Source organism: Actinomycetospora sp. CA-053990, from assembly GCF_050948445.1.
Taxonomy (GTDB): domain Bacteria; phylum Actinomycetota; class Actinomycetes; order Mycobacteriales; family Pseudonocardiaceae; genus Actinomycetospora; species Actinomycetospora callitridis.
On record NZ_CP192043.1, the window covers coordinates 2970773 to 2996236 of the forward strand.

Annotated in this window: 23 protein-coding genes and 2 pseudogenes; 11 read left to right on the forward strand and 14 right to left on the reverse strand. The window is 74.5% G+C overall.

Going from position 1 to position 25464, the window contains the following annotated elements; all coding sequences use genetic code 11:
* Nucleotides 1–18 precede the first annotated feature (18 nt).
* On the forward strand, nt 19–807 hold the full coding sequence (locus ACQPYN_RS15345; RefSeq protein WP_433038311.1) for an SDR family oxidoreductase: 789 nt from the start codon (nt 19–21) through the stop codon (nt 805–807).
* A gap of 373 nt (nt 808–1180) precedes the next feature.
* On the opposite strand, the gene ACQPYN_RS15350 is transcribed toward ACQPYN_RS15345, so the two are convergent.
* The gene (locus tag ACQPYN_RS15350; RefSeq protein WP_433038313.1) at nt 1181–1555 is read right to left on the reverse strand and encodes a cupin domain-containing protein; all 375 of its coding nucleotides are present in this window, start codon (nt 1553–1555) and stop codon (nt 1181–1183) included.
* Nucleotides 1556–1733: 178 nt separating this feature from the next.
* Here ACQPYN_RS15350 and ACQPYN_RS15355 point away from each other — a divergent pair, with 178 nt between their 5' ends.
* Nucleotides 1734–2396, forward strand: a complete 663-nt coding sequence (locus ACQPYN_RS15355; protein WP_433038315.1) for a TetR/AcrR family transcriptional regulator — start codon at nt 1734–1736, stop codon at nt 2394–2396.
* A 338-nt stretch (nt 2397–2734) separates the two neighbouring features.
* Here ACQPYN_RS15355 and ACQPYN_RS15360 read toward each other — a convergent pair whose 3' ends face one another.
* Complete coding sequence (locus tag ACQPYN_RS15360) at nt 2735–3190, reverse strand: MarR family winged helix-turn-helix transcriptional regulator (protein WP_433038317.1); 456 nt, start codon at nt 3188–3190, stop codon at nt 2735–2737.
* A gap of 84 nt (nt 3191–3274) precedes the next feature.
* Here ACQPYN_RS15360 and ACQPYN_RS15365 point away from each other — a divergent pair.
* The 5 genes and pseudogenes from ACQPYN_RS15365 to ACQPYN_RS15385 form a co-directional block, all read left to right on the forward strand.
* A pseudogene (locus ACQPYN_RS15365) lies at nt 3275–3604 on the forward strand (MFS transporter); the annotation flags it as partial.
* A gap of 113 nt (nt 3605–3717) precedes the next feature.
* Nucleotides 3718–3930 (forward strand): hypothetical protein, encoded by a 213-nt coding sequence (locus tag ACQPYN_RS15370; protein WP_433038319.1) that lies wholly within the window; start codon nt 3718–3720, stop codon nt 3928–3930.
* Between the two features lie 5 nt (nt 3931–3935).
* On the forward strand, nt 3936–4709 hold the full coding sequence (locus ACQPYN_RS15375; RefSeq protein ID WP_433038321.1) for an MFS transporter: 774 nt from the start codon (nt 3936–3938) through the stop codon (nt 4707–4709).
* 30 nt (nt 4710–4739) lie between these two features.
* Nucleotides 4740–5618 carry an SDR family oxidoreductase gene (locus tag ACQPYN_RS15380; protein WP_433038323.1) on the forward strand — a complete coding sequence of 293 codons (879 nt, stop codon included), beginning with the start codon at nt 4740–4742 and terminating at the stop codon, nt 5616–5618.
* A complete protein-coding gene (locus ACQPYN_RS15385) occupies nt 5615–6247 on the forward strand; it encodes a hypothetical protein (protein ID WP_433038325.1) in 633 nt (210 codons plus the stop codon). Before ACQPYN_RS15380 ends, ACQPYN_RS15385 begins: the two co-directional genes overlap by 4 nt.
* A 425-nt stretch (nt 6248–6672) precedes the next feature.
* On the opposite strand, the gene ACQPYN_RS15390 is transcribed toward ACQPYN_RS15385, so the two are convergent.
* The 12 genes from ACQPYN_RS15390 to ACQPYN_RS15445 form a co-directional block, all read right to left on the reverse strand.
* Entirely contained in the window at nt 6673–8112 is a 1440-nt protein-coding gene (locus ACQPYN_RS15390) for an ATP-binding protein (RefSeq protein WP_433038326.1), read from the reverse strand.
* On the reverse strand, nt 8109–8750 hold the full coding sequence (locus tag ACQPYN_RS15395) for a response regulator transcription factor (RefSeq protein ID WP_433038897.1): 642 nt from the start codon (nt 8748–8750) through the stop codon (nt 8109–8111). Before ACQPYN_RS15395 ends, ACQPYN_RS15390 begins: the two co-directional genes overlap by 4 nt.
* Nucleotides 8636–9967 carry an acyltransferase family protein gene (locus ACQPYN_RS15400; RefSeq protein ID WP_433038328.1) on the reverse strand — a complete coding sequence of 444 codons (1332 nt, stop codon included), beginning with the start codon at nt 9965–9967 and terminating at the stop codon, nt 8636–8638. Before ACQPYN_RS15400 ends, ACQPYN_RS15395 begins: the two co-directional genes overlap by 115 nt.
* Nucleotides 9964–11136, reverse strand: coding sequence for an alpha/beta hydrolase (locus ACQPYN_RS15405; RefSeq protein ID WP_433038330.1), 1173 nt, complete (start codon nt 11134–11136; stop codon nt 9964–9966). The genes ACQPYN_RS15400 and ACQPYN_RS15405 overlap by 4 nt, the downstream gene beginning before the upstream one ends.
* Nucleotides 11133–13739 (reverse strand): AMP-binding protein, encoded by a 2607-nt coding sequence (locus tag ACQPYN_RS15410; protein ID WP_433038332.1) that lies wholly within the window; start codon nt 13737–13739, stop codon nt 11133–11135. The genes ACQPYN_RS15405 and ACQPYN_RS15410 overlap by 4 nt, the downstream gene beginning before the upstream one ends.
* Nucleotides 13736–14548 (reverse strand): COG4705 family protein, encoded by an 813-nt coding sequence (locus ACQPYN_RS15415; protein ID WP_433038334.1) that lies wholly within the window; start codon nt 14546–14548, stop codon nt 13736–13738. The genes ACQPYN_RS15410 and ACQPYN_RS15415 overlap by 4 nt, the downstream gene beginning before the upstream one ends.
* Before the next feature lie 323 nt (nt 14549–14871).
* Nucleotides 14872–15726 carry an iron uptake transporter permease EfeU gene (gene efeU, locus ACQPYN_RS15420; RefSeq protein ID WP_433038336.1) on the reverse strand — a complete coding sequence of 285 codons (855 nt, stop codon included), beginning with the start codon at nt 15724–15726 and terminating at the stop codon, nt 14872–14874.
* Between the two features lie 110 nt (nt 15727–15836).
* Nucleotides 15837–16781, reverse strand: a complete 945-nt coding sequence (locus tag ACQPYN_RS15425; RefSeq protein ID WP_433038338.1) for a DMT family transporter — start codon at nt 16779–16781, stop codon at nt 15837–15839.
* A complete protein-coding gene (locus ACQPYN_RS15430; protein WP_433038340.1) occupies nt 16781–17962 on the reverse strand; it encodes an MGDG synthase family glycosyltransferase in 1182 nt (393 codons plus the stop codon). Before ACQPYN_RS15430 ends, ACQPYN_RS15425 begins: the two co-directional genes overlap by 1 nt.
* Before the next feature lie 56 nt (nt 17963–18018).
* Nucleotides 18019–18246: a hypothetical protein gene (locus ACQPYN_RS15435; protein WP_433038342.1), complete on the reverse strand. Its 228-nt coding sequence runs from the start codon at nt 18244–18246 to the stop codon at nt 18019–18021.
* A complete protein-coding gene (locus ACQPYN_RS15440; RefSeq protein ID WP_433038344.1) occupies nt 18243–18653 on the reverse strand; it encodes a DUF1707 SHOCT-like domain-containing protein in 411 nt (136 codons plus the stop codon). The genes ACQPYN_RS15435 and ACQPYN_RS15440 overlap by 4 nt, the downstream gene beginning before the upstream one ends.
* Nucleotides 18654–18751: 98 nt before the next feature.
* A complete protein-coding gene (locus ACQPYN_RS15445; protein WP_433038346.1) occupies nt 18752–20059 on the reverse strand; it encodes a ferredoxin reductase family protein in 1308 nt (435 codons plus the stop codon).
* A 627-nt stretch (nt 20060–20686) separates the two neighbouring features.
* On the opposite strand from ACQPYN_RS15445, the gene ACQPYN_RS15450 reads away from it, so the two are divergent.
* From ACQPYN_RS15450 to ACQPYN_RS15465, 4 genes and pseudogenes are all read left to right on the forward strand, one after another.
* Nucleotides 20687–21388 carry a hypothetical protein gene (locus tag ACQPYN_RS15450; RefSeq protein WP_433038348.1) on the forward strand — a complete coding sequence of 234 codons (702 nt, stop codon included), beginning with the start codon at nt 20687–20689 and terminating at the stop codon, nt 21386–21388.
* Nucleotides 21385–22065: an ABC transporter ATP-binding protein gene (locus ACQPYN_RS15455; protein WP_433038350.1), complete on the forward strand. Its 681-nt coding sequence runs from the start codon at nt 21385–21387 to the stop codon at nt 22063–22065. Before ACQPYN_RS15450 ends, ACQPYN_RS15455 begins: the two co-directional genes overlap by 4 nt.
* Nucleotides 22066–22166: 101 nt before the next feature.
* Nucleotides 22167–22586 (forward strand): annotated as a pseudogene (locus ACQPYN_RS15460) (ATP-binding cassette domain-containing protein); the annotation flags it as partial.
* Nucleotides 22587–22782: 196 nt separating this feature from the next.
* Nucleotides 22783–25446, forward strand: coding sequence for an FtsX-like permease family protein (locus tag ACQPYN_RS15465; RefSeq protein ID WP_433038352.1), 2664 nt, complete (start codon nt 22783–22785; stop codon nt 25444–25446).
* Nucleotides 25447–25464 lie beyond the last annotated feature (18 nt).

The following is a 25464-nucleotide window of genomic DNA, read 5'->3' on the forward strand; positions in this document are numbered from 1 at the left end:
TCGTCACCGGAGAACAGAATGTCCAGTTCAGATCGCGATCGTCTCGACGGTCGCCGAGCGCTGGTCACGGGCGGTTCGAAGGGCTCGGGCAAGGCCGTCGTCGAGAGACTGCGAGAGATGGGCGCCGACGTCTGGGTGACGGCCCGGACGATGCCCGACGGATACGAACCCGCTGACCGATTCATCCGAGCGGACGTGTCGACGATCGACGGTGCCGACGCCGTGGCCGCTCGGATCGCTGGGGCCGGCGGCGCACTCGACATCCTGGTCCACGTCGTCGGGGGCGCATCGACACCGTCCGGTGGATTCGTGGTCATCACCGACGACCAGTGGCTCACCGAGCTGAACCTCAACCTGCTGGCAGCGGTGCGGCTCGATCGAGCTCTTCTCCCGGCAATGCTCGAGGCCGGGTCGGGCGTGGTGCTGCACTTCACCTCGATCCAGCGCGAACTGCCCCAGTACGACGCGTCCCTTGCGTACGCCGCAGCGAAGGCCGCGCTGCGCACCTACAGCAAGGGACTCGCCAACGAGCTCGCGCCGCGCGGCGTACGGGTCAACGCCGTCAGCCCCGGCGGGATCGAGACCGAAGCCTACGAACGCTTCGTGGACCGGATCGCCGAGGGCAACGGCCTCACACGTGAAGCAGCCGAGCAGACCATCTACGACTCCCTCGGAGGAGTGCCTCTGGGACGATTCGCGAACACCGAGGAGATCGCGAACCTGGTCGGGTTCCTGGTCTCGGACCGCGCCTCGGCGATCGTGGGCGCCGAGTACGTGATCGACGGCGGGACCGTTCCGACCGTCTGAGCCAGGCGCCGGGTCCGGAGCAGACACTCGCGACCAGCGGGTCCGGCGGCAGGGCAGCGGGCGCCGAGCTCTCCGAGGCCCAGCTGGCCGCGGCGAGGTTGCGGCCAGAGGCGTTCGGTGGGCGAGGTGAACGCAGTCACGCAGAGGCGCCCCCGTGACGCGCGCAGCGCTCGGATGGTGTTCGACTCCGTCATGAGGACGGGAACGAGAGGCCGACCGTGTCGCCGGTACCCGCCCGACGACGAGCCTCCACCCTCGCCCTCGTGTGCCTCTTGCGGCTGCCTTGCAGATCACCGTCCGCGAACTCGGATGTGAGCTGGTCGGAATGAGTCGCGGCGCCGTACCGGACCCGGCCCGTCCCCCCCTCCGCGGGTCACGGGGTCGCGATGGGTGGTGGTCCGAGGATTTCGAGGTGATGCCGGGCGGCGGCGTGGCCGAGGACCCGAGGGTCGCCCGGGCCTGGTTCGGGGAGTTCGCGCCGGCTCGCCGGCTCGCCGACCTCGGCCGCGAACTCCTCGAACCCGGCCGGTGTGGTGATCTGCAGGGCGCGCAGTTCCTCGTCGGCGCCGACGACGAAGGTGTGCGGCCGCCCGACCGGGAGCAGGACGAAGTCTCCCGGTCCGGCGTCGAACACCAGCTCGTCGCAGTGGAACTGTGCGGTGCCCGAGAGGACGTAGAAGGCTTCGTCCTCCTCGAGGTGGCGGTGCAGCGGCGGAGCGAAGCCGGCCGGGTTGACGAACTCGACCACGGTGAGTCGGCCCCGGGTGTGGGCGCCCCCGACCTTGATCGTGGCGAGGCTGCCGAGGAATCACAGCGCCTCGCCTTCGTCCGCGCGGTAGTGGTGGGGGCGAGCGGTCGTGGAACTCGACATGGTCCCGCCTTTCGGTAGACGACGTCTATTGGATAGACGCGAGTATGCTCGCGAGATGGCTGAGGTCAAGGCGGACCGGCGCCGGTACCGGTCCCCGGTCCGGGAGGAGGCTGCGCTGCGGACACGGCGCGCCGTGGTCACCGCGGCGGCGGAGTTGTTCGCCGAGCGTGGCTACACCGCGTCGTCCCTGCGGGAGGTCGCCGACGCGGCTGGGGTGGCGCGACCCACGGTGGCGGCCGCATTCGGGTCCAAGCCCGCGTTGCTGCGGCAGGTTGTCGATGAGGCGCTGGCCGGCGATGACGGGCCGGTGTCGGTGGCTGACCGGCCCTGGTTCGCGCCGGTGTGGCAGGCCGAGCAGCCCTCGGCGGTGCTCGCGGCCTATGCCGAGGTGTGCACGCTCATCGGGCGCAGGGCGGCTTGGATCTTCGAGGTCGTCCACCGGGCCGCCGCCGACTCCTCCGAGATCGGCGAGCTGTGGACGACCCTGGTCCGCAACCGCCGCCTCGGCGCGCAGATGGTGCTCCGGCGCGCCCGCGAGACCGGGCCCCTGCGGCCCGATCTCGCCGAGGGCCACGCCGTCGATGCGCTGTGGGTGCTCAACGATCCCGCGCTCTACGGCTCGCTCGTGCGGGACCGCGGGTGGTCCGAGGATCAGTACCGGAGATGGCTGGCCGCCCAGATGCAGGCCGCTGTGCTCCCGGCTGCCCCCGGTCGGTGAGCGCGACCGCGCCGGCGCCCGACGTGCCTCGCCGGCGCTTCTCCGACTCGCCGCGGACGAGGACGCCTCGGTGGCGTCTGCGGATGCCCCACGGCCGGACCGCGCAACGCTGGGGGTGACCCCCAGGGTGTTCGGGCCGGGGTCCGCGCAGCCCGGGTATGGCTCGCGAACGCCCGCCGCGCACGCGTCCTCCGCTGCGGCGGAATCGAATGCCGTCGCCCGACCGGTCCCGCCCGACAGAAGGGCGGCCGAGGCAGCAACCGACGGCCGGTCCGCACTCTCGGGGCTCGCGAATTCGGACCCCCGCCCGTTCCTGGCCGTGTGCGCCAGGTGTTCGCTCAGACGCGCCCGGTGTCGGCCTCGACGTTCGTGCGTAGCAGGGTCAGCACCCGGCGCGCCGCGGCGAGGTCGTCGGGGTCGAGGCCGGCGTGCAGGCGCCGGTCGTGGTCTTGAGCGACGCCGCGGAGCCGGGCGAAGGCGTCGCGCCCGGCGTCGGTGAGCTCGACGAGGTGGACCCGGCGGTTCGCCGGGTCGCGGCGACGGGTGAGCAGGCCGTCGGCCTCCATGCCGTTGAGGTGGTGTGTCAATGTCGCGCCCTGGATGCCGACCTCGACGGCGAGCTCGCGCTGGCTGGCGGTGCGGCGGGTGGTCAGGGCGAGCAGCACCAGCCACGTCGACCGCGATCCGCCGGCGGCGGCAAGCGCGGCGTCGAAGGCTCGGCTGACCTCCCGCGCGGTGGTGGTGAGCAACCGACCCAGCGGCAGTCCACCGTGCGGCGACTCGGACTCGGGCATGGGGCCACCCTAGCCCCTCGTCGTCTAACGCATTGACGACTAACCGTTCGATATCTAACGTAATCCTCGACCCGAGGAGGCTCGATGGACACCGTGGTTCGCAGGGGGTCCGGCGTCGCCGCGCCGCCGGCCCGGCGCTGGGTCGCGCTCGTCGTCGTCGCGCTGGCGCAGCTCACGATCGCCCTCGACGGGACGGTCGTGAACGTCGCGCTGCCCTCGGCCCAGGCCGCGCTGGGCTTCCCCGACGTCCAGCGCCACTGGGTGATCACCGCCTACACCACCGCATTCGGGGGGTTGCTGCTGCTGGGCGGCCGGGTCTCCGACCGGCTCGGCCGCCGCCGGGCGTTCCTGGTGGGGCTGGCCGGGTTCGGGCTCGCGTCCGGTCTCGGCGCGCTGGCGCCCGACCTCGCGGTGCTGGCCGCGGCCCGGGGTCTGCAGGGCGCCTTCGCCGCGCTGCTCGCGCCCACCGTGCTCGCGCTGCTGTCGGTGAGCTTCCCGACCCACGCGACCGCGGACGTGCCTTCGCGGTGTTCGGCGCCGTGGCCGGCGGCGGCGGCGCGATCGGGCTGGTGCTCGGTGGGCTGCTGGCGGAGACGGTCGGGTGGCGCGGCTGCCTGTTCGTCAACGTGCCGATCGTCGCGGTGACGGCCCTCGGGGCGCGGTACCTGCCGCGCGCCGGCGGTGACGTGGCCGGCCGGCGCTGGGACGTCCCGGCGCGCTGCTGGTCACCACCGCGCTGATCGCGGTGGTCGTCACCTGCTCGGGCGCGGTGCCCGCGGCGTGGGCGGTCGGGCTGCTTCTGGTCGGGGGCGTCCTGCTGGCCGCGTTCGTGCGTCGGGAGTCCCGCGCGCCGGCGCCCCTGCTGCCGCTGCGGATCCTCGCCGACCGCGTCCTGGTCGGCGCATGCCTCACCGTGGCCCTGGCCGTGGCCGGGATGCTCGGCGCCTTCCTCGTCCTGACCTACGTCCTCCAGGTCGTGCTCGGGTTCTCGCCGCTCGACACCGGGCTGGCCTTCCTGCCGTTGTCCGCGGCGCTGTTCGCGAGCGCACAGGTCGTCGGCCGGGTGATGGCCCGGGTCGCGGCCCGTGTCCTGGTCGTGCCCGGCCTGCTCGTGGCCGCGGCGGGCATGGTCCTGTTGACCCGCCTCTCCGCGCAGAGCACCTTCCTGACCGATGTCCTGCCTGCCGAGCTGCTGGTCGGCCTCGGGATCGGCGCCGTGTTCACCCCCGTGATCAGCTTGGCCACCGGCCGGGCCCCCCGACAGGACGCCGGCGTCACCGCCGCGGTCGTCTCCACTGCCCAACAGCTCGGCGCCTCGATCGGGGTCGCCGTGCTCAACGCCGTCGCCGCCGTGGCGACGGCCGCGGCCACCACGTCGTCGGGCCGACCCACCGTCGACGCCCTGGTCGCCGGCTACACGACGGCCGTCGGGGCGGCGGCGGGCGCGCTCGTGGCCGCCGCCGTGCTGGCCGCCCTCCTGATCACGACGGGGCGCCCCGCCGCCTCCTCCGCCCGCTGAGATCGACCCCAACCGGAAGGAACACCCGCCATGACCGACACCGAGGTCATCCTGGTCACGGGCGCGAGCGGCCATGTCGGCGGCGAGCTGGTCGCCCAGCTCGCGGCGACCGGTCACCGCGTCCGCGCCATGACCCGCAAGCCCCACGACCTCACCGTCCCGTCCGGGGTCGAGGTCGTCGCCGGCGACGCCGCGGACCCGGCGTCCCTGACGCAGGCGTTCACCGGTGTGGACCGGGCGTTCCTGATGTCCGCCGAGAACGTCACCGCCACACGGCCGACCCACCTGCCCGCTCTGGTCGACGCGGCCGTGCGTACCGGTGTCCGGCACCTGGTGCTGCTCTCGGTGTTCCAGGGCGGCGAGGGCGGCGACGTGTTCGCCGACTGGTGGGGCCACTCGGAGCGATCGGTCACCGAGAGCGGTCTGCGGACCACCGTGCTGCGGCCCGGGCGCTTCATGTCCAACGCCCTGGCCTGGGCCCCGCAGATCGCCCGCGGCGACGACGTCGTCATCCCGTTCGCTCACCGCCCCACGACCTCGATCGACCCGGCCGACATCGCCGCCGTCGCCGCCGCGGCGCTCACCGACACCGCGGGTCACCATGACGGCGGGGTCCACCCACTCTCCGGCCCCGCGGTGATGACCCCGGTCGAGGAGCTCGCCGCGATCGCCACGATGGTGGCCCGGCCGCTGCGGGTCGTCGAGCCGCCCCTCGAGCAGATCCGCGCCGGGATGGCCCGCGGGGGGATGTCCGAGGCGGCCATCGACGCCGCGCTGGCCCGGACCCTCGACAGCGACGCCGGCACCGAGGTCCTGCCCACCGTCGAGCGCGTGCTCGGTGGTCCCGCCCGCCCCTTCGCGGCCTGGGCCGAGGCCCACCGCGACGCATTCGCCGGAGTGCGGCCGTGACCGACCTGACCGGGCCCCTCATCGGGGTGAGCTTCCTGGGCGGCGTCGGGGGCGCGATCGCGCTGGCCGAGACCCCCTTCCCGCGTCCCTGGGCCGACGGCGCCGAGGTGCGTACCTACTTCCGCGGCAGCCGCCGCGCCGCCCGCCTCAGCGCCCTCGGCCAGACCGCCTCCGCCGTGGCCCTGGCCCGTTTCACCCGCACCGTCGCCCGTCGCGCCGCCACCCGCTCCCCGGCCCTGCAGCGAGCCGCCGTCGCGGGCGGCGCGGTCGCCGCAGTCTCGCTCGCCACCTCCGCGGCCCTGGCCACCACCCTGACCCTGCGCGACGTCGACGACGACACCGCGCTGCGGATGTCGCGCACCGCGTTCGTCGCCGGCGGTCCGGTGCACGGCGTCGGCTTCGGTGCCCTGACCGCGGCGCTGGTCCTCGGCGGCTCCGCCGACCTGCCCCGCTGGGTGGTGGTCACCGGCCTGGCGTCCGCGGTGTGCGGCGCCGGTTCACCGCTCTACTTCCTCTGGACCCCGGCCGGCTGGCTCATCCCGGCGGGCCGGTTCCCCGGCCTGGTCGTCGCTGCCGTCGCCGGACCGCTCCTGGCCTCCCGGCTCGCCACGGTCGGGTCCCAGCCCTGACGAACGACCACACAGGAGGCGAAAGCGATGGGACGATCGTCGTCACGGAGTCAGGGGCGAGACGGACCGTGTCCGGGCCCGCGCAGCCGTGCTGACCTGTCGCGAGCTGTGCCCCCGGTGGGACTCGAACCCACACCGGACGGGTGCTGAGTCTTCCAGGCTGTGGTGGTTCACCGTGATCATCGGTGCTGCTCAGCGGCCATGCTCGCCAATGTCGATCAGGTGCTGTCTCGACCCATCGGCGGCCGTGGTGTGACGTAAGCGGTACCCAATGCGGTACCCGGTCGGCGGCAACAGCCAGCGCCGCTCAACGGTCGCTCGGGGTCCCTGGAGCTGCCTCTCATCGGGCCATCTCCGTCGTCCCAACGGAACCAGCCTGGCGTCCGAAGATGTGACCGCGATGTGGGACGACGGCCCTCGGATCCTCAGGTCGTCGCGGACGTCGGGGAGAGCCGTGACGGGTCGACGGAGAAGCCCACGCGGGCCCCGCCGTCCGGTGCGTCGGCGACGAACGGGCTGCCGCCGTGGGACTCCGCGACCTCACGGACGATCGAGAGCCCGAGCCCGGACCCGGGCAGGCCACGCGAGACGTCGGCGCGGTAGAAGCGGTCGAACACGCGGTGCGCGTCGCCCGCCGCGATGCCGGGCCCCTGGTCGGTGACGGTGACGACCCCGTTCCGGATGTTGACGTGGATCGGCTCGTGGCCGTCGGCGTCGAACTTCGCGGCGTTCTCGACGAGGTTGCTGATCGCTCGCCCGAGGCCGTGACGGGAGCCGCGCACGACCGAGCCGTCGCCGTCCACATGAATCTGCCGTCCGGTGCGCCGCCGGACGCGCTCGGCGGCGTGCTCGGCCGCCTCTGCGAGGTCCACCGGCTCGTCGCCCCGGTCCTGAGGTCCCCGGCTGGACAGCGAGAGCTCGACGAGCTCGTCCACGAGGTGGCTGAGCTCGCGGGTCTCGCCGACCACGTCGTCGACCAACCGGTCGCGTGCGGTGGGGGAGAGCGCGGCGAAACGGCGCATCACGCTGGCGTTGGTGCGCAGGCTGGTGAGCGGCGTCCGCAGCTCGTGCGCGGCGTCCTGCACGAGGCGTTCCTGGTCGGCGCGCGCGGCGGCCAGCCGGTCCAGCATCGTGTTGAGCGACGCGGAGAGCCGCCCGACCTCGTCCTTGCCGCCGACCGGGACCTGAAGGTCGAGCTCGCCGCTCGCGGTGACCTGCTCGGCCACCCCGACGAGGGTCTTCAGGCGGCGGGTGATCCGCCAGGCCAGGAGCCATCCGGCCGCCGCGGCCACGACGAGCACGCCGAGGCTGACCAGGGCGATCTCGATGGCGACGCCGGTCAGGACGTCCTCGGCCTCGTCGACATCGGCCGCGACCTGCAAGGCGCCGCGACCGTCGCCGAGGGCCGTGGTGAGTACGCGAAAGGTGTCGGACCCGACGTCGACTTCGACGACCTGGGTGTCGCCGGCGGTGCCGGAGGCGGCCAGGCTCCGCTCGGCGTCGGTGATGGGGAGGGTCACCGGCAGGCCACCGATCGCCTGCACGGCGCCGTCGGCTGTCACGGCCTGGGCCACGAGCTGGCGCCCGGCGATGCGCGGGCCGTCGCCATCGCGGCCACCATCGCCGTCGCCACCACTGCCGCCACCGCCGCGGCCGCCGCCCGCATCACCGGAACGGCTCGCCGGGACCGGGGCCAGGATCTGCGTCTGGCCGCTGGCGATGGCGGTGGTCGCCGACCGCAGCTGGGTGTCGATCTCCCCGATCACGCGGTCGGAGGCGGCGTGGAAGCTCAGGACTCCGACGAGGCCCGCGACGACCGCGGCGACGAGCGCGAACGACAGGGCGAGGCGGGTGCGCAGGTTCACGACAGCCTCATCGTGTAGCCCACGCCCCGGACGGTGTGGATCAGCGCCGGTGCGCCGGCGGCCACGAGCTTGCGGCGCAGGTACCCGATGTAGACCGCGAGGTTCTTCGAGTCGGCGCCGAAGTCGTAGCCCCAGATGCGTTCGTAGACGGTGGAGTGGTCCAGGACGATCCCCGCGTTGCGCACCAGCAGCTCCAGCAGGTCGAACTCGGTCTTCGACAGCGTCAGCTCCGCCTCGGCCCACCACACCCGGCGGGCGGCCGGATCGACGCGCAGCGAGTCCAGGCTCAGCGCGGGGTCCTGCCCGGGGGCGACCGCGACCGGCGCGGCTCGGCGCAGCAGGGCCCGGAGGCGCGCGAGCAGCTCGTCGAGCTCGAAGGGCTTGGGCAGGTAGTCGTCGGCGCCGGCGTCGAGTCCGGCGACACGGTCGGGGGTCTCGACGCGCGCGGTGAGCATGAGGACCGGGGTCCGGTCGCCCTCGGCGCGCAGGACGCGGCACACGGCCAGCCCGTCGATGGTCGGCATCATGACGTCGAGGACCAGGGCGTCGAAGTCGGCCTGCCGCGCCCGGGCCAGCGCGCCGACGCCGTCGTCGACCTGCGCGACCTCGTATCCCTCGAGCTCGAGGGCCCGGGCCAGGGACTCCCGGATGGCCCGGTCGTCGTCGGCGATGAGCACGCGGTTCGCCATGGACCCCATCCTCTCGTCGTTAACGCGGACACCCCGAGCGGGACGCCCACCGGGCGGACCCCGCGGCTCACGGCGGGGAGGCGGTCCGGCTCGTGACGCCGGTCCCAGGTCCGAAGCAGGGCACGGTGCGCCGGGCGTTCGACGAACCGGGTCAGCAGCGCCCCGACGGCCACCCCGTTGAGGAGCATCGCCGCGAGCTGCAGGCCGGGACCGGCGCCGAAGTCCTCCTGCAGGCGCAGCATGAGGACGTCGCCGAGGGTCTGGTGGACCAGGAAGATCCCGTAGGAGCAGCCCGCAAGGGAGGTCACCGCACGGACGACCGGGCCGGGAAGCCACGCCGCGACGTCGGGGCCGATCGCCGCCGCCGTCATGGCCAGCAGCCCGAGTCCGACCCCGAGCACCGACCACGGGTCGGTCGCGAGGCCGCCGTGCTGCAGGAGCGTCCCGATCTGCACGGCGTGGGCCGCTACGCAGGTCGCGAGCAGCGCCGCGCCGTGTCCGCGACGCACGCGGCCGGTAGCGAGCATCCAGACCGTTACCCCGGCGACGAACAGGTGCCAGCGGTAGAGCCCGAGGCCGTCGGCGACGGTGTCGTAGATCGGCCCGGCGGTCTGCTCGAGGGGCCACTGCGCCAGCGGGACGAGCACCGCCGCCCACAGCAGCACTCGCAGTCCCCGCCCGCGACCGAGGCGGCTGCGCCGCAGCAGGGGGGCGAGGCTGAAGGCCATGAGCTGCAGCGGGAGCGTCCAGTACGACGGGTCGACGTAGAACCAGTGCCGCACGCCGTTCCAGTTCCACAGCATCACCAGGTTGGTGACCAGGTTGTAGAGGCTCGGGTGGAACATCCCTGCGGGGGCGAGCCAGCGCAGCGCCGCGAACGCGAGCAGGGTGGCGACGACGAAGGCGGGGAGCAGGCGCGTGACGCGGGACCACCACCACCGGGCGGTCGCGCGGGCCGGATCGCTCAGTCCGGCGGCCACGAAGTACGCCGAGAGCGCCAGCAGCAGGCTCGCCCCGATCTGGTGGGCGAACACGAGGATGCGCGGCGCGAACTGGTGGTAGACCAGCGGCGCGATGAACGTGCCGTGGTAGAGCACGACCATCAGCAGGAAGGCGCAGCGCAGCAGGTCCCAGCTCACCCGCCGGGCGGGTCGCGCGGCGGTCATCGCTGCCCGACCTGGTCGTCCGCCCACCGCCGGACGATCGAGAAGGCCGCCTGCTCGCCGAGGGACCCGTCCACCTGGTCGAAGGCGTGGTCGGCGTAGGGGATCGACACCAGCCGCGCGTCGACGCTGACGTCGCGGGCGGCGTGCACGAACCGCGCGGGCCCGCCCGGCGGCACGGTGCCGTCGCGCGCCGGCACGATCACCAGGGTCGGCGGCGCCCCCGCCGTGACGGCCGCAGCACCGGAGACGGCGCGGTACCGCTCGGGGACCTGGTCCGGGCTCCCGCCGGTGTAGGTCGAGCGCGAGCCACCCGCGTAGCCGTCCGCCAGGTCGACCGCCGGGTACTCGACGGCGACGGCCCGCGGGGTGGGGACCGCGCCGCCGCACCACGAGGGCTGGGTGCCCGAGGCGGCGTGGTACCCGACCGAGACGGCCAGCTGGCCGCCCGCCGAGTCGCCGAGGAGCACGATGCGCGTCGGGTCGGCGCCCTGCGCGGGCGCGTCGGCCGCGACCCGGGCCGCGGCGCAGGCCACCTCGGGCCCGGCGACGTCCCAGGTCGGCGCGCCGTCGCGCGCCAGGGTGTACTCGACGCTGACGACGAGCCAGCCGGCGTCGGCCCACCGTCGCATCTCCGTGGCCCGGACCAGCTCCGATCCACTGACCCAGCCGCCGCCGTGGACGTAGATCAGGATCGGGCGCGGCGCCCGGGTGGCAGGGGCCGGGCGGTAGATCGCCAGGTGCAGCGGCAGGGCGTCCGGTCCGGTGCTATAGACGGGGGACTCGTCGGGGCCCGCCGGCGCCGGGGACGGCATCAGGAGGGCGCGGACGGGGTCCACCGAGCCGCCCGCGGCGACGGTCGCCGTGACCACCGCACCGACCGGCACCGCGAGCGCCGCGGTGGCGACGACGCAGACCACGGCCGCGGCCCCGGCGAGGCGCTGCACCCCGCGGCAGCGCCAGGCGAGGACCGACGCGCCCGCCGTCGCGGCGAGGCCGACGGCGACGAGGGCCGGGCCGTAGACGGGGACGATCAGGGGCGTGAGCGGGCCGAGCAGGCCTGCGCGGGGCACGAGGGCGTCGTGGGCGGGGACGAGCAACGCCACCCCGAGGAGGCCCAGGACGACCGCTCCGCCCGCGGCGAGCCCCCGGACGATCGGTCGCTCGGTCACGTCGGCGCCCTCGCGGTCCGCATCCTGTCGGCGACCTGCCGGACGCCGCTGGTCGCGAGCCACCAGGCGACGATCCCGACGAGCAGGTCGACCGGGACGAGCAGCACCGGGGGCACGCCGACGGTGAGCAGGGGGAGCAGGGCGAAGTGGGTGAGGTAGATACCCAGCGACGCGGCGGCGACGGCGCCGACCGGCCCGGCGAGGACGCGGGGCAGCCGGACGCGGGGCACGAGCATCAGGACGGCGAGTCCGGCGAGCACGATGCCGGCGCGGTCGTACTCGGTGCCGAAGAACGGGACGACCAGCGCGGCTGCCGCGATCGCCGTGACCCACTTCTGCGGGACGGTGGTGGCCCGCTGGAGCATCCATCCGAGCACGAACAGCCAGAGCACCAGGTGGGTGCTGTAGAGGTCGGCGACCATGGTGTGGTCGTAGCTGGGCAGCAGGCGCAGGGCGAGCGCGGCTGCCATCGTGGCCGCGGCCAGCCCGAACGGGGCGCGGCAGTCGAGGCGCCGCACGGCGGGTATCGCGAACAGCGCCGCCGTGATGACGAGGATCTGCACCAGGGCGTCGACGAACCAGTAGCCCTGGACCAGCGGGTGGAACACCGAGCCGAGCAGCAGGGCGTCGGCGGCGTGGACGTCGCTCTGGGTGGTGGCGCGGAAGAGGATCCACAGGGCGCTGGGTACGGCGACCAGCGCGGCGCTGCGCAGGATCCGCAGCGAGCGCGCTCGCCCGGTGTCGGCGCCGGGGCCGAGCAGGAAGCGCGCGAAGGTCCAGCCGGCGACGGCGAGCAGCAGGTGCGCGCCGCCGAGCAGCGTCCAGAGGTGGTCGTGCTCGCCGACCACCAGCAGGATCGCCAGGGCCCGCAGCACCACGACGGATTCGAGGGTGGCGCCCCGGGACCGCCGCGGGCTCCGCCGGGCCAGCTCGCCCAGGGGCGTGCGGTCCCACTCGTGGGGCAGGTGTCCGAGGGCCCGCTCGATCTCGGTGGACACCCGGACGTAGGTCAGGGAGTCGCCGCCGAGGTCGACGAACGAGGCGTCGTCGGGCAGGTCGCGGCCCGGGAAGGTTTCGGCGAAGATTCCCCGCACCGTCCGGGTGGGCCGATCGCCGCGGAGACGGGAGCGCAGCCGGGCGACGAGCCCGGTGCGGACCGCAGCAGGCGCCGACGGGGCCGGCACGAGCGCGGCGACGGCGGGGTGGTCGAGCTTGCCGTTCGCCCGGCGGGGGAGCTCGTCGACCACCACGACCGTGATCGCGTGGGCGGGGAGGGGGAGCCGGGCGGTGAGGAGCTCGGTGACGGACGCCGCGAGGTCGTGCTCGCGGCTGGCGGTCGTGAGCGGCCCCGCGTCGTGGGGGGCCTCGTGCACGGCGGCGACGACCAGGCCCTCGTCGGTGCCCGTCACCGCGGCCGCGACGCCCTGGCCGGCGAGCAGGGCCTCGAGACCGTCGAGGTCCACGCGGACACCGAAGGGCTTCACGAACCGGGCCCGGCGCCCGACGACCTCGACCAGCCCGTCGTCGCGGCGCCGCCCCAGGTCGCCGGTGCGCAGGGCGTCGACGGTGCGCCCGAGCGCGAGGTCGGCGGGGGTGGTGGCGTAGCCGAGCATGACGTTGGGACCCGCGTAGACGAGCTCGCCGATCCCGTCGGCATCCGGTCCGTCGATGCGGAGCTCCCCGCCGGGGACGGGGACGCCGATCGCCTCCGGGGCGGCGAGGGCCCGCGACGGCGGCAGGTAGGCCATGCGGGCCGTGGCCTCGGTCTGCCCGTACATGACGACCAGGTCCCAGCCCCGCTCGGCGCCGAGCCGGGCCCACCGGCGCACCTGGTCGGGCGCGAGGCGCCCGCCGGCCTGGGTGACGTAGCGCAGGTGGGGGAGGTCCATGCCGGTGAACCCGGCGCGGTCGAGCAGGTCGAAGGTGTAGGGGACGCCGTGCAGGCTGGTGCCGCGGCGGGCCCGGAAGTCCGCCCAGAACGACGGATCGGTCACCGAGCGCTCGTCGAGGATCAGGGCCGCGCCGGCGTGCAGGTTGCTGTGGACGACCGAGAGCCCGTAGCAGTAGTGCATCGGCAGGGTCGTCACCGCGCGGTCGTCGGAGCGGATCCCGAGCGAGGAGGCGATCGCCACCGCGTTCGCGTCGAGGGAGGACGCGGTCAGGCGGACCAGCCGCGGCGAGCCGGTGGACCCGGACGTCGCCATCAGCAGGCTGAGGTCCGGGTGCAGGTCGTGCCGGCTCACCGCACGGTCGACCCGCAGCTGTCCGTCGGCCGCGACGACGACGTCCGGCTCCCACGCGGCGACGAGCCCGCTCGTCGTCGCCGCGTCGGCCCCGGGGGCGAGCAGGACGACGTGCCCCGCCCGCAGCGCCCCCAGGTAGCCGACCAGCGCCGGGAGGGTGTTCGTCGCCTCGACGAGGACGAGCCTCCGCGGCCCGGCCACCCTCACAGCAGCGGTGTCGACCCGGTCGGCGAGCTCGAGGTAGGTCAGCGACTCGTCGCCGTCGAGCACCGCGATCCGCGTCCCGTGGTCCCGGAGGCCGGTGACGAACGCGGGGGCCGAGGGGTTCCGCGTCGGCCGCGGAGCGGTGTCGATGCTCATCGTGCGCTCGGCGAGGACGCGATCTCGGCGGTGGCGCAGGCAGCGAGACCGCGGGGGCGGTCGACGCGGGTGATGGCGAAGTAGGCGACGACTGCGACGATGACGACGGTCAGGACGATGCTGACCGGCTCCATGCCCAGGGCGATGCCGCCGCGGCCGCGGGGACCGCCGAAGTAGTCGGCGAACGAGGCGCCCAGCGGGCGGGTCATGATGTAGGAGAGCCAGAAGGCGACGATCGCGTTCAGCCCGAACCATCGGTAGGCGACCGCGGGCAGCACGAAGGCGACGAGGAAGATCAGGCCCGAGGGCAGGTAGCCCAGGTGCAGCGTGCTCGCGGTCCAGTCGCCGGCCGCGGTGCCCAGCGCGAAGGTCAGCAGGACGGCGGTCCAGTAGAAGACCTCGCGACGGCGGGTCGTGATCGAGTGGATCGACAGCGTCCCCTCGACCCGGTACCAGAGGGCGAAGGTGAGCCCGACCAGGCCCAGGAGCACGAGGGTCGAGACGGTGTACGGGATGCCGAAGTCGTTGTGGGCCAGGTCGGCGATCGTGGTGCCGAACACCGAGACCATGACGATCGCGAACCAGTAGGCCCAGGGGTTGTAGGCGCGGACCGCGAACTGGGTGACCATTGCGGCCACGAACAGGACGCTGGTGAGGGAGACGGCGACGGCCTGGCCGAGCGAGCCGTCGAACCAGTCCCACGTGGTCTCGCCCATGCCCGTCGTGAGCAGCTTGGCCACCCAGAACATGACCGTGATCTCGGGGACCTTGCTCAGGGCAGGTCGCATGCGCGCGATGAGGTCAGACATGACCGGGGGCTCCAGGGAGTCGTCGGGGACGCGAGGTACCGCCGGCCGCAGGACCTGTGAGGTCCCTGTACCGACGATGAAAAGATCGCGGACCCAGGTGAAGCCCCGACGTGGTCGACTTCCGAGTTCGGTAAGAACCCGCCCTCAGGCCGCGACGACGGCCGCGACCTGGCTCACAGGCTCGTCGAGCGCGTCGATCGACTCGGTCATCCGGCGTGTGTCGTCCGGAGTCAGCTGCGTGTAGAGCACGAAACCGTCACCCGCGCGGTACTGCTCGAGGAGCCGGTCGACGTCGGCGAAGCGCGCGTCGATCGTTCTCCTCGTCAGAGGGTCTGGCGGGCCACGGAACCCATGTCCGACGGGGCCCTCGGGGTCGCCGGCACACGGGGACGGCGGAGGAACAAGGTGAGGACGACGGCGACGTACAGCGCCCAGACGACGGCCTGGAGCACCGTGGTCTGCGGGGAGAAGTTGAAGACGCCCTTGAGCAGGACGCCGTACCAGGAGTCGGCCGGGATGGTGGCGCTGACGTCGAAGGCCAGGGTGCTCAGGCCGGGCAGGAGTCCGGCCTCCTGCAGGTCGTGGACGCCGTAGGCGAGGATCCCCGCCGCGACGAAGACCAGCAGCACGCCGGTGACGGTGAAGAACTTCCCCATGTCGAGCTTCACCGTGCCCCGGTAGATCAGGTACGCGAGCACGATCGATACCGCGATCCCGATCAGGAAACCGATCAGCGGCCCCGTGGTCTCCCCCGCGGCCTGGACCGCGGCGAAGAAGAACACCGACGTCTCGAGACCCTCGCGTCCGACGGCCAGCGCGGCCATGACGACGACTGCGACCGAGCCCATCGCGATCGCCTTCTCCAGGCCACCACGCAGCTCGCTCGAGATCGACCGGGCGACGCGGCGCATCCAGAAGATCATCCAAGTGACGAAGCCGACCGCGACGATCGACAACGACCCGCCGAACGTCTCCTGGGCCTCGAACGTCAGCGCCTGCTCGGTCAGCGTCAGGGCGAGGGTCACCCCGATGCTCACGGCGACCGCGAGCCCGACGCCGAGCCACACCTTCGGGAGCTCTCGACGACGATCGGTGCGGACCAGGAACGCGACCAGGATGCTCACGACCAACGAGGCCTCGAGGCCCTCGCGCAGCCCGATCAGGGCATTCCCCAGCATCCACTACCCCCGTCGTCCGAACTCAGGCGAGCCTCACCGATCTGAGGTGAGGCTCGTCTTATTACTACAGAGAAGTAGGATTTGGCAACGGCGCGCCGCGGCGGATCGGATCAGCGCCGTGTGCCGACCAGGACCGGGGGAGTCGCGCGGCGACCGTCGGGCCGGTCGGGCCTCTGCGTGACGGCCGGGTCGATCGTTCGCGCCGAGGCCCCCTGGATCACCCCGATTCCGAGCAGCAGGACGACGCCGCTCCCGGCGGCGAGCGCGATCGACGCGGCGGTGACCGTCACCTGCTCGCCGAACCCGAGTATGCCGGCGACGAGTCCCACGAGGGGATCGACGACGAGGATCAGCGAGACGACCGCGGTCACCACACGGCCGTGCTGGAGCGCGTTCTGGCTGAGCAGGATCGAGAACGGGCCCAGCACGAGCGCGACGTAGAGCGCGGGGTGGGTCAGCGGCTCGAGCCAGCCTCCCGCGAGCTGGGTGCCGACGAGCTTCAGCGCGATCGCGGTGACCCCGTACCCCAGGCCCGTGGCCAGGGCCGGTGCGAGCGACGCGGCCGCACCGCGACCCCGGCGCGCCCAGGCGGTGAGCGCGACCACGGTGGCCGCGCACGTCGCGCCGAGCACCCAGGTCGCGGTGGTCGACGGGGCGGCGCCCACGGGTCCAGGGGTGGGCGAGAGGGCGAGCAGCACCCCGACCAGTCCCACGGTCGTCAGCAGCATCCCGGCGGTCGCGCGTGCTGTGGGTCTGCGGCCCAGGATCGCCCACTCGGCCAGCGTCACCGACACGATGCTGCTGGTCATGGTGCTCTGGACGACGATGATCGGCCCGAGGGTCAGGGCCAGGACCTGGAGGCCCAGCCCGCCCAGCGAGGCGACGGTGCCGGCCCACCACCACGGCCGTCGGACGAGAGCGCCGACCAGCCGCGGGTCGCCGGCCCGGTAGGTCGGCACCGCACGCGTCGCCCGTTGCTGGGCCACGCTGGCGCTCCCCAGCAACGCCGCCGCGACGACCGCGACGACCGCCGCCCACCAGATCGTCGGGATCATCAGAACCCGCTCACGAGCTGCAGTTCAGGGTGGTGGGCGGACACGGCGTGGGCGACGACCTGCGCGGCGTCGGCGCCCTCGAACCATGGGCGACGCGCGGTCCGCGGCGTCCGGTGGATGCGCTCGATCGCGGCCACGAGGTCGGGGGTGCTCCGGGGCCAGGGCGCGATCCCGGCGTCCTCCAGGACGGCCGCGTTGGCGCGCCCGTGGCCGGGGATCGGCAGGAACGTGACGGCCGGCAGGCCCGCCACGAGGGCCTCGGTGAACGACAGCCCGCCGGCGTTGTGGATCAGCACGTCGGCGCCCGACATGAGGTCGGCGACGTCGTCACGCCACCCGAGGGCGATCACGCGGGCGACGGCCGCGAGCCGGCGGCGCAGCGACTCGTTGCGGCCGCAGAGGACGACGACGCGGGCGGTCGGGTGCGCGAGCACGGCGGTGACGGTCTCGGGGACGGCGCCCATGCCCAGCGACCCGGCGCTGAGCAGGACCACCGGCACGGTGTCCGGGAGCCCGAGCTCCGCACGCAGTGCCCGGCGCCCCTGGACGGGGCGGGCGAACCGCGGGGAGCACAGCGGCCCGGCGGAGACGGCCGCGACGCCGTAGCGGGTGGCGTCGAGCGCGGTCGCCCGCGTCGCCGTGAGGTGGGTATCGACCGAGGGGTGGCACCACAGCGCATGCGCCGCGGGGTCGGTGAGGTAGGTGATCGCGGTGGCCGACAGCCGGCCGGCGTCGCGCAGCCGGCCGAAGGTCTGACCGGCGAGCGGGTAGGTGGCGACCACGACGTCCGCGTCCCGAGCGGCGTAGGCGACCCCGTCCTCTGCGGCCCGGATCACCCACTGCGCGACGTTCCGGAGTCCGCCGCGGTGCTCGAGGCGCTGGAACATCCACTCGAACAGCGCCGGGGTGTACTGCACCGCCGGCGCGTAGAGGTCGCGCAGGGCGTGCCGGACCGTCCACGGCAGCGTGTCCAGGTAGTCCACCACCTCGACCTCGAGGTCCCGACCGGTGAGTCGGCGCGCGAGCTCGCGGGCGGCGCCCTCGTGGCCCTGGCCCACCGAGGCGCTGACGACGAGCACGCGCCCGCGAGGCGCCGGCCGGCGGACCGTGCGCGATGCGGTCGGGACCGGGGCGAGGCGACGGCGCCGGTGGGTGAACTCGGCGCTCGTGATGACGGACATCGTCGGACCCTTCTTGCGAGGACGGGGGTGAAGTCGGGCACCAGCGAGGAGCGGTGTCAGCCCGGCAGGACGGGGGCGGGCGGGGGCAGCGGGGCGTCGTCCCGGTCGTGACCGTGGTGCTCCAGGTGGTTCTCGACGGAGCCCACGGAACCGATCTCGCCGAGGAACGCGCCGCCGGCGCCCCCGACGACGCCGAGTCCGACGGCGGCGGCCAGCAGGATCGCCGCGGGACGGCGGCGGAGGGCGCGGAGCCGGGGGCGGGTCCCCGGGACCTCGGCGCTCACGCGCTCACCAGCGCGGCACCGGCGACCGCGCAGACGAGCAGCCAGACGAGGGCGAGCGAGGCGATCAGCGCCGCGGTCCGTTGCTGGACAGCGGTCGGGAGTCCCTGGCTGCGGTCGCCGGTCACGAGCATCCGCGCGCGCCGGACCAGCGAGGCCCAGAGGTCGGCCCAGGAGGGTGCGTCCGGCCCGGTCGTCCCGCCGGTCGGGAGGTCGGCGAGCAGCGGCGGCAGCTCGTGGCAGTGGCGTGCGGCATAGGCCGCGGCCACCCGGTCGCCGGTCTCCTCGACGTCGAGTCGCCCCTCGCCGAGGGCCCGGTGCAACGCCTCGACGGTGGCTTCCCGGTCGGCGTCCGAGGCGCGGAGCGCGGGGGTTTCCGGCGTGCTCCGGGACTCCTGTGTGGTGGACATGTGGCCTCCTGTGAGGGGGAGCGATCCGATGTGGTTCACAGTGATCGCGGAGGGTGAATCGACGACGTGCTCCCGGTCGGAACCAGGTAAGAGAGCGCTCAGAACGCAAAGGCCTCCTCATGGAGATGCATGCGGGGAAGGCCCGCGTCGCGCAGGGCGGCGCGGACCACCGCGGAGAGTCCTGGGGAGGCGCAGAGGTAGACGTCGCGCGCGGTGATGTCGGGGACCAGCCGGCGCAGGTTGGCGGCGGTCACCGCGTTCTCCGGCCGCGACGACGGGCCGACCATCCAGACGATCTCGGCGCCGCGGCGGCGGGCGATCTCCTCGAGCTCGCCGCGGAACACGACGTCCGCCGGGCTCGAGGCCCGGTAGAGGAGCGTGAGCCGGCCGCCATGCAGGTCGAGGGATTCGAAGAGGGCCCGCATGGGCGTGATCCCCACACCGCCGGCCACGAGCAGCACCGAGCGCCGGGTGCGCCGCCGGGAGGTCAGTGCCCCGGACGGACCTTCCGCGAGGACCAGGGTGCCGGGCTGCACCGAGTGGATCAGTCGACTGCCGTCACCGAGCGCCTTGACGGTGATCCGCAGCAGGTCGCCCCGCGGGATCGCGGACAGCGAGAACGGGTGGGCGGTCCGCCACGTGGTCCGGGTGAGGAACCGCCACCGGAAGAACTGCCCGGCCTCGACATCGAGCTCGGCGACGTGGCGTCCACGCATGATCACGCTCACCACCCCGTCGGCCTCGGGGACGACGGCCTCGACCCGGAGCCGGTGGCGCCAGACGCTCTCGAGTGGGGCGATCACCCGGTAGCGCAGGACCAGGGCGAACGCCCAGGCGTGCATCAGCGTCCAGACCACTTGCACCACGGGCTGCCCGGCGAGGTTCGGCCCGGCGAGCTCGTGGACGAACGACAGCGCGATCGCCAGGTAGGTCAGCAGATGGACGAGATGCCAGACCTCGTAGGACACCCGGCGCCGCGCGGCCCAGACCGAGATCCCGACGATGGCGACGAACAGCAGCGTGCCGACAGTCGCCGCGAGCAACCCAGGCAGGCCCAGGACGGCGATCAGCGCCGTGACGGGATCCTGGCCCCGGCTGCCGGCCCAGGCCGCGACGGCGGTCACGGCATGCGTCCCGACCAGGGCCATGAACGCCCGACCGCCGTGGGCGTGCCAGCGGGCGAGGACGTCGGACCCGACCCGGCGCTCCAGCACCGGCGTGCGTGACATGAGCGCCACCATCACGGCCGAGAGGTAGCCCGCGAGCAGCCCGGTGACGTGGGCGATCAGGCCGGCTTCGACGGCCAGCGGGCCCGGGGGGAGGCCGATGAGGGCGAGGGCGGCCGCAGCGAGGCCGCCGAGCCAGAGCCCCGCCAGGACCCGACGGGCGAACGGTGTCGCGCTCATCCGCGGCGTCCCTGTCCGCCCCGTCCGCCCTGTCTGCCCTGCCCGCCCTGTCCGCCGTCGCCGCGTCCGCGGTCCACCCGGAGGGGCGGGCCGTCGGCGACGGTGACCGCCGGGGCGTCCGCCGCGGCGGCGACGTCAGTGGCGACACCGGCTGGGGGCGGTGCGACCGGAGACACCTGTGCGCCCTGGAGACCGACGCCGACACCGGCCACGGTCGCGGTCAGGAAGACGCCGGCGGTCACCGTCCGGCGGACCCGCTGCCACACCGAGGGGGCGAGCGGTCGTGGGGGAGCGGGACGCGGCCGGTGGCGGCCGGGAGTGGCGTTCATCGATCACCTCGTTCGTCGAACTGGTGATCGCCACCGTGCGCGGCCGTGGTGAAGCGTCGACGTGGCTCAGGTCGGAGGGCGGTAAGAGGTGATCGCCCCCGGACTTACGTCATCATCGCCAACAGCGAGAACACGGCGCCGGTGAGGAGGACGGCGAGGAGTAGGACGGCATCCAGGGCCCAGGGGTGAACGCGGCTCATGGCTCGAGGATGCGTCGCCGACCATGAGACCTGGATGTGTGGCGCGGCCCGGGAGCGCTCTCATGGCCGGTACATGTGCGCGGCCCAGGGTGCGGGTCATGACCCGTCCGATCGCGACACCTCTCCGGCCGCGGGCCGCGCGCCCTCCCCGGACCTGGCCGGTCGCCCTCGCCGCCGTGGCGGCCGTGCTCGTCCCGGTGCTCGGGGCGTGCTCGTCGCCGGCGACCCCGGCGGTCGCGGCCCCGCCCGCCTCCTCGGCCCCGCCCGCGTCCCCGGCGGCACCGGTCCCGGCGACGGGACCGCCGACGTCGGCGGGCCCGCCGGAGGTGAACCCGAGCGGCGACATCCCCGACAACCAGGTCTACGTCCCCTACCCGGCGCCCGACGGCACGTTCACGGTGTCGGTCCCCGAGGGGTGGGCGCGCTCGACGGCGGGAGGCGCCGTCGTCTTCACCGACAACCTCAACGCCGTGCGGCTCGAGACCCGCCCGATGCCGGCAGCACCGACCGAGGCCGGCGTGACGGCCCAGGACCTGCCCGCGCTGCAGGCGAGCGTCCCGGGCTTCGTCCCCGGGCCCGTGACGACCGTGACGCGCAACGCGGGCACCGCCGTGCTGGCCACCTACCAGGCCGTCGCGCCGCCCGACCCCGTCACCGGACGGACACGGACCGACACCATCGAGCGTTACGCCTTCTGGCACTCCGGCCAGGAGCTGGTGATCAGCCTCTCCGGCCCGGTCGGCGCGGACAACGTCGACCCGTGGCGCGCCGTGACCGACTCCCTGCGGTGGATGCGATGAGCGCTCCGGAACCCAGGGAGGCGGTGCTGACCGGCCGCGACATCCACCGCTTCTTCCGTGTCGGGGGCCACGAGACCCTCGCGCTGCGCGGGCTGTCGATCACGGTGCGGCGCGGGGAGATGGTGGCGCTGGTCGGACCGTCCGGCTCGGGCAAGTCCACGCTGATCTCCTGCCTGGCCGGCCTCGACCGCCCCGATGGGGGCGAGATCCACCTCGCGGGCCACCGGGTCACCGGCGTGAGCGAAACGGAACGCTGCCGGCTGCGGGCCCGGCACCTCGGTGTCCTGCGACAGTCGGACAACCTCGTCGAGCATCTCTCTGTCGCCGGCAACATCGCCGTGGCACAGGCCCTCGGCGATCGCCCCGTGCGCCCCGAGCCCCACGCCCTGCTCGGTGACGTGGGTCTGGCGTCCCGGGCCGAGGCACGCCCCAGCCGGCTCTCCGGCGGGGAGGCCGCCCGCGCGGCGCTGGCGGTCGCGCTGGCCAACGATCCGCCGGTCCTGGTCGCCGACGAACCGACCGGCGAGCTCGACGGCGAGACCGAGGCGCAGGTGCTGGCGCTGCTCCGGGACACGGTGGCGCGCGGGGTCGGGGTCCTCGTCGCGAGCCACAGCCCGGCCGTCGCCGCGGCCGCCGACCGTCGCGTGCACCTCGTCGACGGGGCGGTCCGGTCGTGAAGCTCCCGGATGCCGGGACCTCGGCGTGGGCGAGGCGGCACACGGAGCCGCTGCTGTCCTGCGAGCACCTGAGCCGGCACTACCGCGTGGGCACCCACCGCGTGACCGCCGTCGACGACGTCGACGCCTCGATCACCGGCGGGGCGAGGGTGGCGCTCACCGGCCCGTCCGGTTCCGGGAAGTCGACACTGCTGCACCTCTGGGCCGGCCTCGAGGATCCGTCTGCCGGACGGCTCGCCTGGCCGCGGTGGGGCGGGACCCCGACGGGACGCCCGGACACCGTCGCCATGGTCTTCCAGGGCCCCAGCCTGGTGCCCGACCTCGACGTCGCCGAGAACGTCGCGCTGCCCCTGCTGTTCGCCGACGCCTCCGGCGCGACCGAGGATCTCGTCGCCGGAGCGCTGGACCGCGTCGGGATCGGCGAGCTCGCCGCGAAGCACCCCGACGAGATCTCGGGTGGGCAGGCGCAGCGCGCGGCCGTGGCCCGGGTCCTCGTGGCGAGGCCGCAGCTGATCCTGGCCGACGAGCCCACCGGGCGGCTCGACCGCGAGACCGGCGACGCGGTGGTCGGCGCGCTGCTCGAGGTCGCCGACGACCTCGACGCCGCGCTCGTCGTCGCGACCCACGACCCCCGGGTGGCCGAGCGGCTCACCGACCACTGGTCGATGCGCGACGGGCGGCTGCGCCGGGCGCCGGCGACCGAGGGGAGGTGCCGTCGTGACGTGGCTCTGGCTGACGGGCCTGGTCCGTCGCCGGCCGGGACGGCTCGCCGCCACCGCGCTGGGCATCGCGATCGCGGTCGCCCTGCTCGGGGTCCTGGGCACCTTCCTCGCCGCCTCCCGGGCGACGATGACGACCCGCGCCGCCGCGGGAGTCGCCGTCGACTGGCAGGTCCAGGTCGCTTCCGGCGCGGGCGCGGACCAGGTTCGCGAGGTCGTGGCGTCCGCGCCCGGGACCAGCGCCGCGCTCCCGGTCGGGTTCGCCCGCGCCGACGGCCTCGGGGCCACCACCCCGACGTCCCGGGCGACGCCCGGGTCCCCGGTGAGCACGCAGACCACGGGCGGCGCGGTGGTGCTCGGCCTGCCGGCGGGGTATCTCTCGACGTTCCCGGGCGAGGTCCGGGTGCTGGCGGGGCGGGCCGACGGGGTGAGCCTCGCCCAGCAGACCGCCGCGAACCTGCACGCCGTGCCCGGCGACACCGTGACCGTCGACCGCCCGGGCCTACCCCCGGCGTCCGTCGTCGTCGAAGGGATCGTGGCGCTGCCGCAGGCCGACTCGCTGTTCCAGCAGGTGGGCGCCCCGGGCGGCGCGCAGCCGTCGGCGCCGCCGGACAACGTGCTCCTCCTGCCCGAGGCCACCTGGCGATCCCTCGCCCTGCCGTCCGTGACCCAGATCCACGCCGCGCGCAGCCACGCCCTGCCCGACGACCCGGCGGCCGCCTACGTCGCGGTCACCGGAGCGGCCCGGAACCTCGAGGTTCGCGCGGCCGGCGGGGCCGTGGTCGGGGACAACCTGGCGGCGACCCTGGACAAGGCGCGCTCCGACGCCGCCTACGCCCAGGTGCTGTTCCTGTTCCTGGGCGTCCCCGGGGCCGTGATGGCCGGGCTGCTCACCGCGGCGACGGCCGCGGCCGGGGCCGAGCGGCGCCGGCGGGAACAGGCCCTGCTGCGCGTGCGCGGTGCGCCCGCCCCGGTCCTCGTGCGTCTCGCCGCCGTCGAGGCCGCCCTGGTCGCCGTCGTCGGCGGTGCGATCGGCGTCGGAGCGGCCGCGGCGATCGGACGGCTCGCTTTCGGCTCGGCGCGCTTCGGGGCGACGCCGGGAGCGGCCGTGGCCTGGGTGGGCGCCGCGGTCGCGGTCGGCGTGGTCATCGCGCTCGCCACGGTGCTGGTGCCCGCGTGGCGCGACCTGAGCCGGGCGACCGTCGCGGACGCCCGCGCCCCGGCGACGGGAGCCACGGCCCCGTGGTGGTCGCGCACGGGTCTCGACGTCGTGCTGCTCGCGGCGGCGGGCGTCGTGTTCTGGCTCAGCAGCCGCGGCGGCTACCAGCTCGTCCTGGCTCCCGAGGGGGTGCCGAGCATCTCGGTGTCGTACTGGGCGTTCGCGGGGCCTGCGCTCCTCTGGATCGGCGCGGGGCTGTTCGTCCTCCGGCTGGCCGACCTGGGTCTCGGGCGCGGCCGCGGGGTGGTCGCCCGCGCCCTGCGCCCGGTGGCGGGCCGGCTCGCGCCGATCGCGGCGTCCATGGCGTCGCACCGGCGCCGGGCGCTGGCCCGGTCGATCGTGCTGCTCGGGCTCGCCCTCGCCTTCGCCGCGTCGACGGCGTCGTTCACCGCGACCTACAAGGCGCAGGCCGAGGTGGACGCGCAGCTCACGAACGGCGCCGACGTCACCGTGACCGAGCCGCCGGGCGCCGCCGTCGGACCCGCCGCGGGAGCCCTTCTGCAGACCGTCGCGGGCGTGCGGGCGGTGGATCCGCTGCAGCACCGCTTCGCCTACGTCGGCAACGATCTCCAGGACCTCTACGGGATCGACGCGGCCACCTTCCCGCGGGCGACGACCTTCACCGACCAGTACGTGCAGGGTGGATCGGCCCGCGCCCTGCTCGACCGTCTCGCCGCGACCCCCGACGCCGTCCTGGTCAGCGCGGAGACCGTCACCGACTTCCAGCTCGTCCCGGGGGACCTGATCAACCTCAGGTTGACCGACGCGCGGACCGGCACACCGAGGACGGTGCCGTTCCACTACGCCGGCATCGTCACGGAGTTCCCGACCGCCCCGAAGGACAGCTTCCTCGTCGCGAACGCCGGGTACGTCGCGTCCGCCACAGGGAGCGACGCGGTGGGCTCCTTCCTCATCGACACCGGGGGCCGGGACACCGCGGGCGTGGCCGCGCGGATCGGCGCGCTCCTCGGGCCGGGGGCGGCCGTCACCGACATCGCCGCTGCGCGTCACCAGATCAGCACGAGCCTCACCTCGGTCGACCTCGCGGGCCTCGGGCGGGTGGAGCTCGGGTTCGCGCTGGCCCTCGCGGCTGGGGCGGGAGGCCTGGTGCTCGCGCTCGGGCTCGCGGAGCGGCGCCGGAGCTTCGCGATCGCGGCCATGCTGGGCGCGCGGCCCGCCCACCTGCGGCGGCTCTCCGGTGCCGAGGCGATCCTGCTCGGCGCGGGCGGCCTGGCTTCCGGGGCGGCGCTCGGCTGGGCGCTCTCCCGCATGCTCGTGTCCGTCCTCACCGGGGTGTTCGACCCGCCACCCGCGGCGATGACGGTGCCGTGGGGCTATCTCGCGGTCGTCGGGGTGGTCACGGTCGCGGCCCTGGCCGCTGCCGCGGCGACCGCGACCGGCCTGGCCCGGAGGGCGGCCCCCTCTGTGCTGCGCGACCTGTGACGGGGGCGAGCTGTGACC